12 protein-coding genes and 1 pseudogene are annotated in these 19,256 nt (G+C 56.8%); 5 read left to right on the forward strand and 8 right to left on the reverse strand.

The window, feature by feature from the left end; genetic code table 11:
- Nucleotides 1-1,923 (reverse strand): PrkA family serine protein kinase, encoded by a 1,923-nt coding sequence (locus ACY8FN_RS13245; RefSeq protein WP_042023831.1) that lies wholly within the window; start codon nucleotides 1,921-1,923, stop codon nucleotides 1-3.
- Nucleotides 1,924-2,517: 594 nt separating this feature from the next.
- A complete protein-coding gene (locus ACY8FN_RS13250) occupies nucleotides 2,518-4,431 on the reverse strand; it encodes a RecQ family ATP-dependent DNA helicase (protein WP_463100251.1) in 1,914 nt (637 codons plus the stop codon).
- Between the two features lie 356 nt (nucleotides 4,432-4,787).
- Between ACY8FN_RS13250 and sstT the strand changes: the two genes are divergently transcribed.
- Both sstT and ACY8FN_RS13260 read left to right on the forward strand, forming a co-directional pair.
- Complete coding sequence (gene sstT / locus ACY8FN_RS13255; protein ID WP_101315950.1) at nucleotides 4,788-6,038, forward strand: serine/threonine transporter SstT; 1,251 nt, start codon at nucleotides 4,788-4,790, stop codon at nucleotides 6,036-6,038.
- 205 nt (nucleotides 6,039-6,243) lie between these two features.
- Nucleotides 6,244-7,236, forward strand: coding sequence for a hypothetical protein (locus tag ACY8FN_RS13260; RefSeq protein ID WP_463100252.1), 993 nt, complete (start codon nucleotides 6,244-6,246; stop codon nucleotides 7,234-7,236).
- Nucleotides 7,237-7,506: 270 nt separating this feature from the next.
- On the opposite strand, the gene ACY8FN_RS13265 is transcribed toward ACY8FN_RS13260, so the two are convergent.
- From ACY8FN_RS13265 to pabB, 3 genes are all read right to left on the reverse strand, one after another.
- Complete coding sequence (locus tag ACY8FN_RS13265; protein WP_463100253.1) at nucleotides 7,507-8,805, reverse strand: serine/threonine transporter; 1,299 nt, start codon at nucleotides 8,803-8,805, stop codon at nucleotides 7,507-7,509.
- 216 nt (nucleotides 8,806-9,021) lie between these two features.
- Nucleotides 9,022-9,588 (reverse strand): CoA pyrophosphatase, encoded by a 567-nt coding sequence (locus tag ACY8FN_RS13270; RefSeq protein ID WP_463100254.1) that lies wholly within the window; start codon nucleotides 9,586-9,588, stop codon nucleotides 9,022-9,024.
- 43 nt (nucleotides 9,589-9,631) lie between these two features.
- Nucleotides 9,632-10,915 carry an aminodeoxychorismate synthase component I gene (pabB, locus tag ACY8FN_RS13275; protein ID WP_463101173.1) on the reverse strand — a complete coding sequence of 428 codons (1,284 nt, stop codon included), beginning with the start codon at nucleotides 10,913-10,915 and terminating at the stop codon, nucleotides 9,632-9,634.
- A 294-nt stretch (nucleotides 10,916-11,209) separates the two neighbouring features.
- Here pabB and ACY8FN_RS13280 point away from each other — a divergent pair, with 294 nt between their 5' ends.
- Nucleotides 11,210-12,736: a fumarate hydratase gene (locus tag ACY8FN_RS13280; RefSeq protein ID WP_042023816.1), complete on the forward strand. Its 1,527-nt coding sequence runs from the start codon at nucleotides 11,210-11,212 to the stop codon at nucleotides 12,734-12,736.
- Nucleotides 12,737-12,950: 214 nt separating this feature from the next.
- On the opposite strand, the gene ACY8FN_RS13285 is transcribed toward ACY8FN_RS13280, so the two are convergent.
- Nucleotides 12,951-13,529, reverse strand: coding sequence for a PhnA domain-containing protein (locus ACY8FN_RS13285; protein ID WP_463100255.1), 579 nt, complete (start codon nucleotides 13,527-13,529; stop codon nucleotides 12,951-12,953).
- A gap of 195 nt (nucleotides 13,530-13,724) precedes the next feature.
- Between ACY8FN_RS13285 and ACY8FN_RS13290 the strand changes: the two genes are divergently transcribed.
- Both ACY8FN_RS13290 and ACY8FN_RS13295 read left to right on the forward strand, forming a co-directional pair.
- Nucleotides 13,725-14,945 carry a methyltransferase gene (locus ACY8FN_RS13290; RefSeq protein WP_463100256.1) on the forward strand — a complete coding sequence of 407 codons (1,221 nt, stop codon included), beginning with the start codon at nucleotides 13,725-13,727 and terminating at the stop codon, nucleotides 14,943-14,945.
- 307 nt (nucleotides 14,946-15,252) lie between these two features.
- On the forward strand, nucleotides 15,253-16,716 hold the full coding sequence (locus ACY8FN_RS13295; protein ID WP_463100257.1) for a chitinase: 1,464 nt from the start codon (nucleotides 15,253-15,255) through the stop codon (nucleotides 16,714-16,716).
- Nucleotides 16,717-17,330: 614 nt separating this feature from the next.
- Here ACY8FN_RS13295 and ACY8FN_RS13300 read toward each other — a convergent pair.
- Nucleotides 17,331-18,615 (reverse strand): annotated as a pseudogene (locus ACY8FN_RS13300) (sensor domain-containing diguanylate cyclase).
- A 57-nt stretch (nucleotides 18,616-18,672) separates the two neighbouring features.
- Entirely contained in the window at nucleotides 18,673-19,197 is a 525-nt protein-coding gene (smrB, locus tag ACY8FN_RS13305; protein WP_042023811.1) for an endonuclease SmrB, read from the reverse strand.
- Nucleotides 19,198-19,256 lie beyond the last annotated feature (59 nt).

The following is a 19,256-nucleotide window of genomic DNA, read 5'->3' on the forward strand; positions in this document are numbered from 1 at the left end:
TCAGGATGACTTGCGTACCCTGAGATACCATTCGGAGAGCAGTCGCACCTGTTTGCGGGTGTAGCCTTTCTCCATCATCCGTTCGACAAAGTTATCGTGCTTCTTCTGCTCCTCGGCCGAGGTTTTGCTGTTGAAGGAGATAACCGGCAGCAGCTCTTCCGTGTTGGAGAACATCTTCTTCTCGATCACGGTGCGCAGCTTCTCGTAACTGGTCCAGTTGGGGTTACGGCCTGCATTGTTGGCCCGGGCACGCAGCACGAAGTTGACGATTTCGTTACGGAAATCTTTCGGGTTGCTGATCCCGGCAGGTTTTTCAATTTTTTCCAACTCGCTGTTGAGCGACGAACGGTCAAATAGCTGGCCGGTTTCGGGGTCACGGTACTCCTGATCCTGTATCCAGAAATCGGCGTAGGTGACGTAGCGATCGAAGATGTTCTGACCGTACTCTGAGTACGACTCGAGATAGGCGGTCTGGATCTCTTTGCCGATAAATTCCACATAGCGTGGGGTCAGGTAGCCCTTGATGAACTCCAGATAGCGATCGTGCAGCTCTTGCGGGAACTGTTCACGCTCGATTTGCTGCTCCAGTACATAGAAGAGATGCACCGGGTTGGCCGCTACTTCTGCGTGGTCAAAGTTGAAGACGCGAGAGAGGATCTTGAACGCAAAACGGGTCGACAGACCATGCATCCCTTCATCCACACCGGCGTAGTCACGGTACTCCTGATAGCTCTTGGCCTTGGGATCGGTGTCTTTGAGGCTCTCGCCATCATAGACCCGCATCTTGGAGTAGAGGCTGGAGTTTTCTGGCTCTTTCAGACGAGAGAGAACCGAGAACTGGCCCAATAGCTCGAGGGTGCCCGGTGCACATTTGGCCTCGGTCAGTTCACTGTTGATCAGCAGTTTTTCGTAGATCTTCACCTCTTCCGACACGCGCAGGCAGTAAGGCACCTTGACGATGTAGACCCGGTCGAGGAAGGCTTCGTTGTTCTTGTTGTTGCGGAACTGCTGCCATTCGGACTCGTTGGAGTGGGCCAGCAAAATACCGTCAAAGGGAAGGGCAGAGAGCCCTTCGGTGCCGTTGTAGTTCCCCTCCTGGGTGGCGGTCAGCAGCGGGTGCAGTACCTTGATCGGGGCCTTGAACATCTCGACAAACTCCATCACCCCCTGGTTCGCTTTGCACAGCGCACCGGAGTAGGAGTAAGCATCGGCATCATCCTGGGCGAAATGCTCCAGCATGCGGATGTCGACCTTGCCGACCAGCGAGGAGATATCCTGGTTGTTGTCATCCCCCGGTTCAGTTTTGGCGATGGCGATCTGATCGAGGATGGAAGGATTGACCTTCTCCACTTTGAATTGGGTAATGTCGCCACCAAACTCGTGCAGCCGTTTGGCTGCCCAGGGGGACATGATGGGGCGCAGGTAGCGGCGTGGGATGCCGTACTCTTTTTCGAGGATCTCGCCATCCTCTTCAATGTCGAACAGGCAGAAGGGGTGGTCATTAACCGGTGAGCCCTTGATGCGGTAGATAGGTACCTTTTGCATCAGTGATTTGAGCTTCTCTGCCAGCGAGGATTTACCGCCGCCAACGGGACCCAGCAGATAGAGGATCTGCTTCTTCTCTTCCAGCCCCTGAGCGGAGTGTTTGAGGTAGGAGACAATCTGTTCGATGGCCTCTTCCATCCCGTAAAAATCCTTGAATGCGGGATAGCGTGCCACGACACGGTTGGAGAACAGGCGGCTCAGTCGGTGGTTGGCAGAGGTATCTACCATCTCAGGTTCACCGATGGCGGTCAGCAGGCGTTCTGCTGCGGAGGTGTAGCAGGCTTTGTCCTGCTTGCACATATCCAGGAACTCCTGAATGGTGTACTCCTCTTCCCTTGCTTTCTCATATCGCTGTTGGTAATGCTCGAATATGCCCATAACTTTGCCCTCGTTATAGTCGCTTACCCTGAAAAAGTGGAACACTGTTGTTGTGTGGTACCTAGTTAAAGACTAGTCAACGGCACCCAGTAGTCCATCACGGTGGATTGGTTAAATTCTGAAGAAACCAGCTCGTTCCTTATGCGGGCCGGGTCAGTCAACAACACCGCTATGTTACTGACTGTTAAATTATTTTTGCCACGATAGTGAGGTAAATGTCAAAGACATAAAAAATAAATGTTTATCAGGGAGTGGAAACTTGTTGCGCGAGTGAGACGGCGGGAAGGGAAAATCAGTGGGGACAATGGCTAACGCCATTATGAACAAAATCATCATTACGTGCACGTTAACGTCAGTTGATCTGTTTGGTGTTAAAGCTCTATTTTTTACATTGACGCTACATTTTGAGTGCCCTAGATTGGCAAGGTGTGATCAGCAAGACGCTTTAGCAAGAGAGTTGACTGTTGCCTCACCAAGCTCTGTTTAAGCACGTTTCCGTTGGCTTGACCCTCGCAACCGCGAGGGTCTTCTTTTTCCGGCGTCTGCAGAAGTGAATGTCTGCTGGTGGGTGTAGAGGGCGTGGGTGAACACCGATCAGGGATAGGCCTGCTGCACTGCCGCCAGGACGCGGGCAAACGGGTGTGCGGCCAACTGGCCAGAGCCCGCCAGCGATTTGGCCTTGACCCGGCTAGTCAGCGGTGTAGCGATACCACACAGGAAACGGGCCAGCACCCGGGTATCTACCGAGCCGGTCTTGGCGATCAGCGGATCGCACCAGGCGCGGATCCCTGCCTCGTTTGGCATGGTCAGTTGGGGCAGGGGAGGCAGATGCGCCACCTCGCCGCGACAGACCGAACAGTGGCCGCAGTGAACCGGTGCTGCCTCATCGGCGAAATAGCGGGCGAGGCGGTAGCTCAGGCACTCCTGTGAGGTGAAAAAGTCGAGCATGGCCTGCAGTCTGGCCAGCTCGCTCTGCTCTTTTTGCAAGAACAGGCCGTGCAGGGCGTGGGCTTCCTGTTCGTTATCCCACCCTTGACGGGTGATCCGGTAGACCTCGGTCATCTGCTTGCTTTCAAGCTCGATCAAGCCCTGCTGCTGCAGGTAGTCGAGCGCCGCAACGGCCCGCTGCCGCTCCCCCTGATAACCCTGCCAAAGCGCATCGAAGTCCATGGTGCACCAGCTGCGTGCTTGCGGGGCGCAGGCGAACAGCTGTTCCAGAAACTGGCGTCGATCCGGATTGAAACGACTCAATATATCGCCTTTATCCAGCACAAACTTGAAGCGGTAGTCGGCGTAGTAGCTGTAGGCCGGGGTGATGATGCCCGCCATCTCCAGATAGACCAGCAGGGTTTTAAGGGGCAGCTGGCGAATATTGGTCTCATTGGCGAGACGCAGCAGAGTGAACTCCCACTCGGCACCGCTTTGTCCGATGATGGCGAGCAGCTGGAGGATGGCACTCAAGTCCGGCGTATCGCCGTAGACGAAGTTCTCCAGCACCGGCAACTGGCTCTGGTTGGCCAGCACGATGCAGCGTGACGGCTGGCTATCCCGCCCGGCGCGGCCAATCTCCTGGCTGTAGTTCTCGATGGATTTTGGCAGATCGTAGTGAATGACCCGCCGGATATCCGCTTTGTCGATCCCCATGCCAAAGGCAATGGTGGCGATGATGCAAGCCACCTTGCCTGCCATAAAGTCGTGCTGGATCTGACTGCGCAGCGCCGAGTCGAGTCCGGCATGGTATGCCCGGGCGTTGATCCCTTGCCCAATGAGCTGCTCAGCGCACGCTTCGGCGGTGTGCTGCAAGGTGACATAGACGATGGTGGGTGCTGTCGGCTCTTGGGCCAGCGCCTGCGCGAGCCAGCCATCCCGCGCATCGGGCGCCAGTGGCATGACCGCCAGATCAAGATTTGAACGGTAGAAACCGGTGACCACGACCCCCGCTGGCTCAATGCCAAATTTGGCCTGCATATCCTGAATAACCGCCGGTGTGGCGGTGGCGGTCAGCAGCAATACCTGCGGGATCTTCAGGTCATGGCGATAGCTCGGCAGCTTGAGGTAGTCGGGGCGAAAGTTGTGGCCCCACTCCGAAATGCAGTGCGCTTCGTCAACCACCAGCAGTGACAGGGGGACTTGCTCGATAAAGCGGCGAAAACGCTCGTTTTTGAGCCGCTCCACCGAGATCATCAGGATCTTGAGCTGACCATCCAGCGCCTGTTGCATCACCCTGCGGCTCTCTTCCGGGCTCTGGCTTGAGTCGAGGGTCGCGGCGCTGATCCCCTTGCCTTTCAGGAAGGCGAGCTGATCGTGCATCAGCGCAATCAGTGGCGAAATAACCAGGGTCAGATGGGGCAGGGCAAGGGCAGGCAGCTGGTAACAGAGGGACTTGCCGGAGCCGGTGGGAAAGATGGCGGCGGCACTCTGGCCAGCTAGCACCCGGCTGATGACCTGTTCCTGACCTGGTCTGAGTTCGGAGAAACCAAAATATTGGTTGAGCAGGGATGGGATCATGGCAAGGCTCCGCAGCAAATTGGGGATGATAGCACAGCGACGCCGGTCACGGATGGCACAGGGATGGTCGCGAAGGCGAAGGCAGAGAGTGTTGATAAAACGTACAAAAATGGGTGGTTGCGCTGTGGTTAAGGTTTTGTTGCGGTTTTTTGTGATGGAAACGGGATATTTTTTGGTGAGTCTCTGGAAAAAAAAGATGGCGAATGGGATATTCCGTCATGCAATCCGGTGACTGGCGGATCGGCCCGACAGAAGGCTGGCCACAGACACCACACTCGGGCGACAGGGGTTTCTCGGGTGCAAGATTGCTGACAGGACTCATGATTCATGCACTACGGTGCTTAGGGACTTTTTTGATGACACAACAACACCCCCTCCTTCGGCTGGTCAATAGCACCAGTCTGGTCAGCCAGATCCTGGTTGGTCTGGTATTTGGTATCTTGCTGGCACTGTTTGCACCCGAGTGGGCGAAAACGGCAGGTCTGCTCGGCAGCCTGTTTGTTGGCGCACTGAAAGCGGTGGCGCCGCTGCTGGTATTCGTACTGGTCATGGCGGCCATCATTGGTCACAAGCAGGGTCAGAAGAGCAACATGCGACCGATCTTGCTGCTCTATCTGTTTGGTACCTTCTCTGCGGCCGTGGTCGCAGTGGTCGCCAGCTTCCTGTTCCCCACCAACCTCCATCTGGTGGCCAACACCGCCGAGATCACCCCGCCGGGTGGCATCACCGAGGTGTTGCAGACCCTGCTGTTCAACGTGGTGACCAACCCGGTCAAGGCGCTGATGGAGGCCAACTATATCGGGATCCTGGCGTGGGCCATTGGTCTGGGGATCGCCATGCGCCATGCCAACGAGAGCACCAAGGCGCTGATCACCGATCTCTCTCACGGTGTCTCCACCATAGTGAAAGCGGTGATCCGCTGCGCCCCGCTCGGTATTCTGGGTCTGGTTGCCTCGACCCTGGCCGAGACCGGCTTCGACGCCCTGTTTGGCTATGCCCAACTGCTGGTGGTGCTGATCGGCTGCATGCTGTTTATCGCCTTCGTGGTTAACCCGCTGATCGTGTTCTGGAAGATCAAGCGCAACCCCTATCCGCTGGTACTGACCTGCCTCAAAGAGAGCGGCGTGACCGCCTTCTTTACCCGCAGCTCTGCCGCCAACATTCCGGTCAACATGACCCTGTGTGAAAAACTGCGTCTGCCGGAAGATACCTATGCGGTCTCCATCCCGCTGGGTGCCACCATCAACATGGCCGGTGCGGCCATCACCATTACCGTGCTCTCCATGGCGGCGGTACATACCTTGGGGATGGAAGTGGATCTGGCGACTGCTGTGCTGCTCTCCGTGGTTGCCACCATCAGTGCCTGTGGCGCGTCCGGCGTAGCCGGTGGCTCTTTGCTGCTGATCCCGCTGGCGTGCAGCCTGTTTGGTATCGGCAACGACATCGCCATGCAGGTGGTGGCCGTCGGCTTTATCATCGGCGTGCTGCAGGATTCTGCCGAGACAGCGCTCAACAGTTCCACCGACGTGCTGTTCACCGCGGCTGCTTGCATGGCCGAAGATGAAACCCTGCTGGAGACCGCAGCGCTGCCCAGCCGCGAAGGGTGATCCGGTAGCTTGCCTATTCGATTCAGCCCCTCTCTGTGAGGGGCTTTTTATATCAGCTGGCCAAGATTTGTTGAGGGGAGCTGTGCGCAAAAGAACATCTATTTTGACGAAATGTTTGGTTACAAATGGCAGGCAGACAGCGGGAGAACCGCCCCCCTAAAATAGCAGCGAAATAATAAGGTTCAGGCTAAAAAGAGATTCAATCATGAAAAAAACAACACTTTGGTTGGCCATGGTAGGGGCATTGGGGTTGGCCGGTTGTGGCGGCGGTGGTGGGGATAGTGGTGGTGGTACCACACCACCGGAGCCGCAACCGAGGGTGCTGCCGGATGCTGGTGCCTATCTCCCCGTCCTGATGGACGCTCAGGGACAGTTAATCAATCGTCCGGTCAACGACAGCTATCGTGCGGTCGGTTTTGTCTATCCGGCCTCTACAGAGGGCACGGGTTGGGCGATGAACATTGCTGAAAAAAGAAGCACCACAGTCAGCACTTATACCTTCCCTCAAGGCTTTTCTTCTCTGAACAAAGGTGAGGGCTACCCCCTGACGTTGTCGCTGCTGGTGAGCAAAAGCCAGCCCAGTGTCTTTGACTCGGCAGAGCAAAAGTCCAACACCAATGTCGATGGATTGGTCAAGATGGCGTCTGTGCCTGGTACGGCGGGAAGCAGCCAGTCACTCTGGGTGCTCGATTATCGAGCCGTCAAAGCCAAAATCGATTCAGCGCTCACTATTCAGAATTGGGGCGGCCAAGTGGCATTGCAGCCGATGGTTACCGCGCCGATAAACGCGGACTCTTGGTACAACCTTGGGGAGAGCGCACTGTTTCAGGATTTCAAAACCGAGCGCAGCAACAATGGCTCGGGAGTCAAGCTGACCATCCTGTTTAAAGAGGGGTGTTCTGTCAGCGGTGAGACAGAGGCCAACACTAAAGGTCTGAACAAGCTGACGCTGACCGGTTGGAATAATCGCTCATGCAGCTTCAATACCTTAAAAGGGTCTGCTGATATCAAAGACGGAAAAATTTATGAGGGGCTTTGGGAAACAAAGATGCGCGATTTTGCCAATCGCAACGCCAGTGTCACCGCTTATCTGACCATGAAGCCGGGTAACAGCAATGGTCAGAAAGATACGCTGATGATCGGTATCCCTGAAATCACCGGCTTGACGCCATTCGTGTTGGAAGTGCAGCCGCTTTAATCAGCCAGAGATAGTGCGTGCTTTGCAAGAGATGCCAGTCGCTTACCCGACTGGCATTTTTGTTGGCTGAGGTTCGCAGCAGCTTGCTGACAACATCATGATGCTGTTGCCAGATAAGGACTGTGTACCAGGTTGCTGCGTGAGTTCGGATTACGACACCGCAATAACCGCATGATGAGGAGTCAAACATATTCAGGGCAGGATAAACGCAATAAAAAAAGCCAGCCGGTTAACCGGCTGGCTTTTTGCTATCTGCGGCAGGTTGGGGGATTAACCAACCAGCTGGAACAGGATAGCGGAGATAGCGATCATCCCCATCACAGCGACAAAGACGTTGCTGATATGGCCCTGATATTTCGCCATGGCCGGTACACGCTTGATGGCGTACATCGGCATGATGAACAGGATGGTGGCGATGATCGGGCCGCCCAAGGATTCAATCATGCCCAGAATAGAGGGGTTAGCAATGGCGGTGCCCCACAGGGTCAAGATGAAGAAGGCGATGATGAACATCTCGACTTTCTTGGCATTCGGCTCTCTGCCAGATTTGCGCATGTTCTGCACTATCATCCCTTTCAGACCTTCACGGGCACCCAGATAGTGACCGAAGAAGGAGGATACGATGGCCACAAACGCAACCAGCGGACCGAAGTAGGAGATGATGGGGCTCGCATGCTGGTTGGCCAGATAGGAGAGCACGGCGATGTTCTGGGACTTGGCTTCAGCCAGCTGGGCAGGCGTCAGGCTCATCACACAAGAGAAGACGAAGAACATCACGAAGCAGAGCAGTACGCCAGCGGTGCGCTTGAGGATGGCATCAGATTTCTGGACCGCCTGATCACCGTAGTCACGGCGCTGGGCCACTGCAAAGCTGGAAATAGCCGGGCTGTGGTTGAAAGAGAACACCAGTACCGGGATGGTCAGCCACAGGGTAGAGGCGAAATCCTTGGCGGAGGGCACTTGCGCCAGTGCAGCACCGGTCCAGTCCGGGATCAGGTACAAAGAGATACCGGCCAGAATGGCAATGAGCGGGTAGACCAGAAACTCGGTCACTTTCAGCATCAGCTTCTCACCGGCCAGCATCACCGACATCATGCCCAGGATCAGCACGATAGAGAGGATCCAGCGCGGTGGTGCACTCATCTGCAGCTGGTTGACCATGAAGCTCTCAACGGTGTTGGTAATACCAACGCCGTAGATCAGCACTATGGGGTAGATAGCGAAGAAGTAGAGCAGGGTGATTAATTTACCGGCACCCACGCCGAAGTGCTCTTCTACCACTTCAGTGATGTCAGCATTGGGCTTGCTGGAGGAGAGTACGAAACGAGCCAGACCACGGTGGGCCAAATAGGTCATGGGGCCAACCAGCAGCGCCATCACTACCAGCGGCCAGAAGCCGCCCATGCCCGCGTTGATCGGCAGGAACAGGATACCTGCGCCGACCGCGGTGCCGAACAGGCTGATGACCCAGGTAGAGTCACGTTTTTGCCAACCAGTGGATTGAGTGAAGCCGGTTTGTGGCTTCGTTGCAGTCGCAGCATCTTGCGTGCCAGTGACAGTATTAGACATCTATCTCACCCCGAATGTGTGGTTCTTATTAAGTCGGCGCAAGGATACGGTTTTTTTAATCAAAAATGTTGATCAGATTCATTTTTTAAAGGCTAAAAACCCTACTTTTTTATGGAAATGTGAGCGAAATACTAAAAATTCAATTTTTGTTTACCATCTGGCACGTTAGTTTAGTGTTAATGATTAAATTTCGCTCTGGCAAATGTAGGTGAATTGTTATCTTGCAAGGTGCTGGGCAAGTTGGCAGATCATGCTGGCGGTAGCCCCCCAGATAAAGTGCTGTTGCCAGGGGATCCAGTAGAGGGTGTGCTGTTTTCCCCCTCTGGTAATGGTCAGGGGGATGTGGTTGCGCCGATCCAGCAGACGGGTCAGCGGCACTTCGAAGGCGTGATCCACTTCATCTGGACTCAGGATGAGGGGGTAGTTGCCATCGAGCAGCCCCAGCACCGGCAGCACTTCGAATCGCGACACCGTATTGAGCGGGTTGAGGGTGCCGATCACCTCGATCAGCTGCGCCGGAATGCCGAGCTCCTCTTCGGTTTCCCGCAGTGCCGTGGCAATCAGGTTCTCATCGCCGGGATCCTGCCGTCCGCCGGGGAAGCTGATCTGCCCCCCATGATGACGCAGCTGGGGGCTGCGCCGAGTCAATAACACGCTGAGCCCCTCGTCGCGCATCACCACCGGGATCAACACCGCAGCCGGACTGAGCCCGCCAATGGCGAGGCGATGGGCCGGGGCGGGCTGCTGCAACTGGAAGCGGGTCAACAGTTCGTGGCGATCCATGGCGGGGGCGTTCTCCTGTGTGGTAGCGTGACAGTGGGGACGGTTACAGCGCCGAGAGGGGCGGCAGGATGCGGGCGACCTTGTCATAGGTCTCCTGATATTCGCTGTCGGCATCGGAGTCGGCGATGATGCCGCCACCGGCCCAGCAGTGCAGGCGACCCGCTTCGGCGATCAGGGTGCGAATGCAGATGCTGGTATCCATCCGGCCGTGCTGGCTGAGATAGCCGATGCTGCCGCAATAGGCATTGCGCCGCTGGGGCTCCAGCTCCTCAATGATCCCCATGGCGCGGATCTTGGGGGCGCCGGTGATCGATCCGCCCGGGAAACAGGCGCGCAGCAGATCGACCCCTTGCCAGCGCGCATCGAGCTCACCGTGGATGGTAGAGACCAGATGGTGCACCGCCGGAAACGACTCCACCGCAAAGAGATGAGGCACGCTGACCGAGCCCGGGCGGCTGACCCGACCGATGTCGTTGCGCAGCAGATCAACGATCATCAGATTTTCTGATCTGTCCTTGTCGGCCCGGGCCAGCTCCAGCGCAACTTGCTGATCGGTAGTCGGATCAGGGTGGCGAGGGCGAGTGCCCTTGATGGGCTTGGTCTCGATATGGCGGCCATCGAGTAGCAGAAACCGCTCGGGGGAGAGGCTGAGCAGCGCGCTGTCCGGCAAGCGGATAAAGGCCGAGAAAGGAGCTTTGTTGGCGGCCGCCAGCAGGCAATAGGCCTGCCACTCCCCCCCCTGATAGGGTGCGCTGAAACGCTGGGTCAGGTTGATCTGGTAGCAATCCCCCGCGGCGAGGTATTCCTGAATGCGGGCAAACTTCTCGCCATATTCCGCGCGGCTCATATTGCTCTGCCATGACCCCTGCAAGGCGAAAGCGGGGGCCGGTTTGGCTTGTTGTTGCTCAAGCCAGGCCAGCCGTTTGGCAAGGCCCGCTTCATCCCCCCAGTGCACCAGCTGCCATTCACCGGTCGCCACACTACGCAGCAGCGCCCAGTCATAAATGCCCACCGCCATGTCGGGTACCGCGATATCGGCGGCGGCCTGCACGGGGAGCCGCTCGAAGCGGCGGCCCAGATCATAGCCAAACAGACCGAGGGCGCCGCCAATAAAGGGAAGGCGAGTGGCGCACAGATCCAGCACCCCCAGCAGTTGTTGCTGGGTGCGAGCCAGCAGGGCGAGGGGATCCTCATGGTGTTCGCTGACGTGGTTATGCTGGCTGAGGGTGGTGACAAGACCTCGGGTCTCGAGGGTCGCCAGTGGATCGGCGCTGATGATGTCAAAGCCGTTGTCGGCGCCGAGTGGCCCCGCCGATTCCAGCAACATGGCCCACGGCTGATGTTGCAGGCGGGCAAAAAGCTGATGGAGTTCAGCGCTATGGTCTAGATGATGGATATGAAGTGTTGGCGTCATTTTATGTTACACAGGCAACAGTTTAGTCCCTGAACCCTAGTCGGTGCTGGTGGGCAAGCGTATCATAGGTGTCGGTGACTTAAGAAAAAACTGCCGTGTCGTTCGTTTTTTGCTGGTTGATAGTTTTTAGCCAGCACGTCAGCACGGCCCATCATATGGAAGCCCTTGCTCTGCCGTCTGGCAGGGAAAAGGACCAGTGAGGATGATATGAGCATTATAAAAAAACAGGATTTCATCGATTCTATCGCAGATGCCCTCCAGTACATCTCCTATTACCACCCGTTAGATTTTGTTCAGGCTGCCAAAGCAGCGTATGACCGCGAGGCCAACCCGGCCGCCAAAGATGCGCTGGCCCAGATCCTGATCAACTCCCGCATGTCCGCCGAAGGTCATCGTCCACTCTGCCAGGACACCGGCATCGTGACCTGTTTCGTCAAGATCGGCATGCAAGTCCAGTGGGACAGCGACATGACAGTGCAGGAGATGGTGGACGAAGGTACCCGCCGTGCCTACACCAATCCTGACAACCCGCTGCGCGCCTCGGTGCTGGCCGATCCGGCGGGCAGTCGCAAGAACACCAAAGACAATACCCCTGCCGTGGTGCATATCGACATGATCCCCGGCAACAAGGTAGAAGTGAGCATCGCGGCCAAAGGCGGCGGCTCCGAGAACAAATCCAAGATGGCGATGCTCAACCCCTCTGACGATATCGTCGAGTGGGTGCTGAAAACTGTGCCGACCATGGGGGCAGGCTGGTGCCCACCCGGCATGCTGGGCATCGGCATCGGCGGTACCGCCGAGAAAGCCGCGGTACTGGCCAAAGAGGCCCTGATGGAGCACATCGACATTCAGGAGCTGATCGTCCGTGGTCCCAAGACCACCGAAGAGAAGCTGCGGGTCGAGCTTTACGACAAGGTCAACAAGCTGGGGATCGGTGCCCAGGGTCTGGGCGGCCTCACCACAGTGCTGGATGTGAAGGTCAAATCCGCACCGACTCACGCCGCCTCCAAGCCAGTAGTGATGATCCCCAACTGTGCCGCCACCCGTCACGTTCACTTCGAGCTGGATGGTTCTGGCCCCGCCGAACTGACCCCGCCGAAACTGAGCGACTGGCCGGAAATCACCCGTGAAGCGGGCGCTAACGTGCGCCGCGTGAACGTTGATGGCATCACCAAGGCAGAGCTGGCCAGCTGGAAGAGCGGTGATACTGTGCTGCTGTCCGGCAAGATCCTCACCGGTCGTGATGCGGCCCACAAGCGCATCGCCGACATGCTGAAAAATGGTGAAGGGTTGCCGGAAGGGGTCGATTTCACCAACCGCTTCATCTATTACGTTGGCCCGGTCGATGCGGTCCGTGACGAAGTGGTTGGCCCGGCGGGCCCCACCACCTCCACCCGGATGGACAAGTTCACCGACATGATGCTGGGTGACACCGGCCTTATCGGCATGATCGGCAAATCCGAGCGTGGCCCGAAAACCGTCGAGAGCATCAAGCAGCACAAGGCCGTCTATCTGATGGCGGTGGGCGGCGCCGCCTATCTGGTGGCCAAGGCCATCAAGAAGGCGCGGGTCGTGGCCTTTGCCGATCTCGGCATGGAAGCGATCTACGAGTTTGAAGTGGAAGATATGCCGGTGACCGTTGCGGTCGACTCCGAAGGCAACAATATCCACGAAACCGGCCCGGCCTACTGGTCTGCCAAGATTGCAGAGCTGGACGGCAAACTCTCCTCCTGAGTGACCGTGCCCGCTGCCGGTTAACGGCAGTGGCAATGTAAAAAAGGCGCATCCATCCGGATGCGCCTTTTTGCTGTTCTGTTGTTGGCAAATGGCTGGCTTAGCTTGGCCGAGAGCGGCAAGTAGGCATAAAAGCAGCCATAAAAAAGGATGGCGTGACGCCATCCTTTCTCGTTGTGCTCATGCTGCTGCCAGCAGAGCTATCGCGCCTGGCTTAGGCCTTTTTCAGGTAGGCAGCAACCAGTACGATCTGCACGCCGTTGACCTTGCCTTCGATATGGAGCGGGTTGTTGGTCAGACGGATGCCCTTGACCAGGGTGCCGCGCTTGGCGGTGAAACCGCCGCCTTTCACTTCCAGATCCTTGATCAGGGTGACGGAGTCGCCCTCTTGCAGCACGGCGCCGTTGGAGTCAATGGTCGGCACGCTGTCGTCATCTTCGTCAGCCAGTCCGGCTTCGGCCCAGGCCTTGGCGTCGTCTTCCATGTACATCATGTCCAGCAGATCCTGAGCCCACACTTCACCCTTAGCGGAGAGTGCTTTCAGCTGACGCCATGCCATCACCTGCACCGCAGGCACCTGGCTCCACATGCTGTCACTCAGGCCACGCCAGTGGTTGACCACCAGGGTATCCGGTTGTTCCAGCTGACCACGGCAGGTGTCGCAGATGGCAACGCTGTGATCATCGTCGCTGGCGGGGGAGTGAGGCACCACGAAGGCGGTCAGCGCCTGCTCGGCGCTGCACAGTTCACACTTGGCGCCCGCGCGCGCTTGCAGGATGGCGTTGATGGTCATGTTGTTGGTCCCATAGCTAGTGGTAAAGCGACCCGCGAGGGGCGGGGCGCGTGAAAGAGGGGGCGGAATATAGCATAAAACCCCCTACTTTGTCAGGTCACCCTGGTTGATGGTTGCGAGCGAAAGGCGCACAGCTTGCTGTTAACGATGGATTTACCGGGTATTGAGGGTGCATTTTGAAGCGGGATCGCTAGAATGAGCCTCCTTTTTGACTGCAAGGCAGGGGCATTCGTGCTGGCTCAACGTTTTCAACAACTGGATCGACTGCTCACCCGCTACCGGCGCTGGTGGCAATATCAGCCATACCATCATTTGGCGATGGCCTTTGCTGATGAGGCCCCTGATCTGGCTGCCCTGCTCAATGGATTGACCCTGGCCCAGCTGGCCGAGTTTGATGGGGATATGGGGGCCCTCAGTTGCTTGCTGGCGCCCTGGATTGCCGAAGGGGCCGAGCTGCAACAACTTAGCCAGCTTGCCCTGTTTCCCCCTGAACCCATCACCTGCAGCAAGGCAATGGCATTGAATATGCCGGGGCGCAAACAGGCCCAGATCGAGTCATTCACTGCCTGCTTGCCCGCCCATCAGGGCCCCTATCTGGAGTGGTGTGCCGGCAAGGGCCACCTCGGGCGGCTGGTGTCGCTCCATCGACAAGCTCCGATCCTGAGCCTTGAACTGCAACCGCAGCTCTGCGACGAAGGGCGGCTGCTGGCAGAGCGGGATGGCGCCAATATGACCTTTACCTGCGCCGATGCCTTTGCCCCCGAGTCGGCGGCGCTGATCGCCCCCGAGCACCACGCTATGGCACTTCATGCCTGCGGCGAGCTGCATACCCATCTGCTGGAGCGGGTGGCCGAGCGCAGTGCCAGCGGGGTGACTATTTCTCCCTGTTGTTATCACCTGATCCGCACCAGCCACTATCGCCCGCTGTCTGCGGCGGCAAAGGCCAGTGCGCTGATGTTGAGCAAGGCAGATCTCAAGCTGCCGTTGCAGGAGACGGTGACTGGCGGGGCGCGGATCGCCCGCTTGCGAGAGCTGGAGGTGATATGGCGGCTCGGATTTGACTGCCTGCAGCGGCAGGTGCGCGGGGTGGATGAGTATCTGCCGGTGCCCAATATGCAAAAGAGCCTGCTGACCGGCAGTTTCGAGGCATTTTGCGTGTGGGCGGCAGAGCGCAAGGGCATAACCTTGCCTGCCGGACTCGACTATCCAGCATTGCTGGCGCAAGGGGAGCGCCGCTTTGGTGATGTTGCCCGCATGGAGCTGGTGCGCCACCTGTTTCGCCGTCCCCTCGAGATCTGGCTGGCTCTGGATCGCGCGCTCTTTATGCAAGAGCAGGGCTATCGGGTCGAAGTGGGGGAGTTCTGCGCCAAACCAATGACCCCGCGCAATATTCTGATCCGCGCCGTGCGCGCCTGACGCCGGGCTCTCTTGAGCATTTTTCTTGAACATTGATGATGGCTGACAGGCTGAGCGTGTCAGCCATTTTTTGTATCTCGAATAATGAATTGCTGACAGTTCATCTGACCGTCTCACTCTGGCAAAAACTGGCGACAGATCACGCTTTTGTGTTGTCATTTGAGTTCTTTTTCTTCGTTTCAGGTGTGCTGGATATCACAAGGTGAAATGGCTCACAAATTCCGTCTATCTCTTAATTCTCATCGTGAACTTAGTGGTTGAAACACCTACTCTTGGAGCGCGTTATTCCCAAACAAGGATGGTACACATGTTCAAACCCAAGCGTTGCGCCTGGCTGATCGCTGCTGCCTGCACATTGCCAAGCTATGCCGCAATGAGTGCAGCCATGAATATTCAACCCGATCCGCAAAATGCGGGAGGATATGTGATTGCGGCACCGGATCTGGCCGCCGTGGAAAAAGCCAAGACGGCCAATCCCATGTATGCAATATGGGCCAAGGCATTGGCCACCCGGTCCAATAAAATAGTCGATGCCATTGAACCGGGTCTGGCAAGCAATCCTGACAACGTAAAACGGGTTGAACGGGTGTTTCCCCAATCTGAATGGGAATATTTAACCCAGATGGCGGCGCCGGAATATACCTATGTCCGCTTCTTGCGGGCCATCGGTAAATTCCCGGCATTCTGCGGGGAATATAGCGACGGGCGTGATGCCGATGCCATCTGTAAAAAATCCATTGTGACGGCGTTTGCCCACTTCTCGCAGGAGACCGGTGGCCATATCGCCAAGGAGAACGTCTCCGATAACCCGCAGGGGTTGGAAGAGTGGCAGCAGGCGCTGGTGCATGTACGGGAGATGGGCTGGTCAGAGGGACAGACCGGCTACACCACCGGCTGCGGCCAGAACGACTGGCAGAACAAGAAGTGGCCCTGCAGCACCGGTCAGGGATACTTCGGCCGCGGCGCCAAGCAGCTCTCCTACCACTTTAACTACGGCGCCTTCTCCGAGGTGATGTTTGATGGCGATGCCTCGGTGCTGCTCAATAACCCTGGGTTGGTGGCCGACTCCTGGCTCAACCTCGCTTCGGCCATCTGGTTCTTCCTCACTCCGCAGGCCCCGAAACCGGCCATGCTGCACGTGATTGATCGCACCTGGGTGCCCTCCACGCGGGAAACTGATGCCGGTATCGGCTACGGCTTTGGCACCACCATCAATGTCATCAACGGTGGCATCGAATGCGGCGAGCAGAACAAGGAGAAGGGGCAACCGGTTAACCGTATTCGCTACTGGGAAGGGCTGGCCAAGCACTACCAGATCCCGGTCAAGGGGGATGAGAAGAACACCTGCTGGCAGCAGACCCCTTATGGCAGCCTCAATCTCAACGGCGCCACCGATGTGCTCTACACCAACTGGGATGGTAACTGGAAATACTATCCGGATCGCCCGGGTGGTTACTCCTTTGAGTGCGAGCTGGTGGGCTTCCAGACCGCTTACTCCGCGCTGGTGCCGGGTGATTACGAGAAGTGCGTGACCAATTTTTATGGATCGCACGCCAGTTGGCCTAAAGTGCGGATCGTCGCCAAGCTTGATCCTGCACCGATAGATCCGGTCGATCCGCCCATTAATGGCAATGCGGCCTGGGATGTCAGCAAGGTCTATACCGCTGGCAGCAAGGTGAGCTACAAGGGTGCCGTCTATCAGGCCAAATGGTGGACGCAGGGGGATGATCCCGCCAAAGGTGGCCCATGGGCGTTGGTGACGGCCAAATAAAGAGATAGTCCAGCCGTTAATGGGTTAAAGAGAGGGGGCTTGGCCCCCTTTTTTACATATTTGATTAATGGCAGATAATATTTGGCAGTGTTGATGCAGATATCCATCTATCAATGTGATGAGTCAGCCGGGGGCATCGCTCTATTTATTGAGCATCTTTATTTTTTTCGCATTTTAATTTTCGTCGGGCTACGACTATCAAACAACCTTGATGGTTAATGGCCGAGCGCTGTGTTAATGCCTGCTATCGAGCAATTTAATCATGTTGCGTTTGGTTTTTTGCTAGGCAATCTGGCTGCAGGTTACGCCTGTTATGCACATATTTTGCGTATTTTTATAGAACGTCGAAATATCGGATGTAAAGATTTCATGTCCCTATTTCTTGACGGAGGATGGGGCGTAGTTAAGCGTATTTTATTTTGACTGCGAGCGGGGTAATCAATGTGATATGCAGCGAGGGTCAGCAGAGAAGGTGTGCGACAGGGGGCTTCCATCCAAAAAAGCAGCGCCCCGAAGAGGTAACGCTGCTGTTGGCTATTGCTGTTCGGGCAATGGTGGCGGAGCCACCAAGGGGTAATAGTGCCGGAGTCACCAAAGGGCAGGGGAGTGTGCCATCAGGTCGGTTCCTGCTCCTCCTTGCGGCAGCAGTTACGGCCCTGTTTTTTGGCCAGATAGAGGGCGGTGTCGGCCCGGGTGATCATCTGTTCGACGCTGTCGAGGGGACCCTTGCTGGTGCTGATCCCGATACTGATGGTGAGGGTTACCTCAAGGGAGTCTGCCAGTGGGTGGGCCGCCGACGCCACCGCCAGCCGGATCCGCTCTGCGCCGGCCCAGGCCTGATCCAGCGCCGTCTCCGGCAACAGCACGATAAATTCTTCTCCGCCCCAGCGGCCCAGCATGTCGACCTCCCGCAGCTGTTTGCCGATCCGCTTAACCAGACTCAACAAGGCTTGATCCCCCTGCTGGTGGCCATAGGTGTCGTTGACTTGTTTGAAGTGATCGATGTCGATCATCAGCAGACTCATGGTGCGGCCAAAACGTTGGCAGCGCTGCATCTCGGCATTGACCAGTTCACTGAAACGGCGCCGGTTGGCAATACCGGTAAGCGGATCCGTGGTGGCGGCCACTTTTAACTCTTCCACCAGTCGGGCTCGCTCTGAGATATCCCGCAAGATGGCGGTCATCTCTGTGGTCTGACCAAGGTTGATCTTGGCGATGGTCACTTCAAGCGGGAATTCGCTGCCATCGCGGCGCAGTCCCATCACCGAGGCGCGGGCATGCATGGGGCGCGAGTTGATAGGGGAGTTGCTGAAGGCTTTGAAATAGCCCTCATGGTTCGCCCGAAAACGTTGTGGTAACAGGTTTGCCAAGATAACTTTGATCGACGCCAAACATCTCGCAGGCGGCGGTATTAATCAGCTCGATGCGCGAGTCGCTGCTGACGCTGATGATGCCGTCATAGGCTGAGTTGACGACGGCTTCAAAGCGACGTCGGCTGGTGGCGAGCGCTTCTTCCAGCTGCTTTTTGGCGGTGATGTCGATGGCGGTGACGATAATGCGGATGATGCGCGGTTGTTCGGGCATGATGGGAGAGAGCACAAAGCGCCACCAACTGGTGCGAGAGAGGGTATCGATGGGCAGCTCGCTTTCGATCCCCGTCTGTTGACTGACGCACTCGTGCATTGGTTGTTCGATGGTGTTGGTGATGTAGCGGGGGAACAGCTCGCTTAGCGGCTTGCCAATGCAGCCAAGCACATCCAGCTCGAAGGCATTGGCGAAGGTATCGTTGGCTGAGACCAGTACAAAGTGGTCATCCTTGTCGAGGCTGAACACTGCCACGGCGGCGCCGATGGCATCGAGGGATGCCTTGATGTCGGCATGGGAGCCTTGTGTAAACATGCGACCTCCACTGTCAATAACCTATTGATAGTCAGTATAGGGCGCATGGATGGCCAACTACTCTTCGATATCGAGTAATACCAGAATGGCGCTGTCGCCACCCCATTCACGGGGGGATTGATGGAAGGCGCGGACATTGGGGTGCTGGGCCAGCCAGCTGGGAATACGCTGTTTGAGAATATGCTTGCCGATGCCGTGCATCACGGATGCAACGTGAATGTTCTCTTTTTGGCAGAGGGTGAGCAGGGCGGCCAGCTCCTGTTTTGCTTGTTGCTGGTTCATGCCGTGCAGATCGAGATAGATCTCCGGCGGATAAATGCCCCGCTTGAGCTTTTTAAGCTCAAATTTTGATACATCCTCCCGCACGTAACGGGTCGGCCCATCTTCGTCGAGATGAGGCTGATACTCATCGCTGAAATAGTGGTCAACCCCAAGCTTTTCGCGGGTTTCACGCAATTCGCGTTTCTGCTTGACCGGGCGTAACTCGGCCCTTATGGTATCTTGCTTGATTTTCCGGGTACCTTTTATCGCATCGCGGAACAGCAGGGTTTCCTCTTCTGTCTGTGAGGGCGTTTTTTTCATCAGATGCTCATTTTTTTATTAGGTATGCGTCGTGCCCGCTATGCAGTGGGTGCTCGGGC

The sequence above is a fragment of the Aeromonas sp. 160P genome (assembly GCF_055193095.1).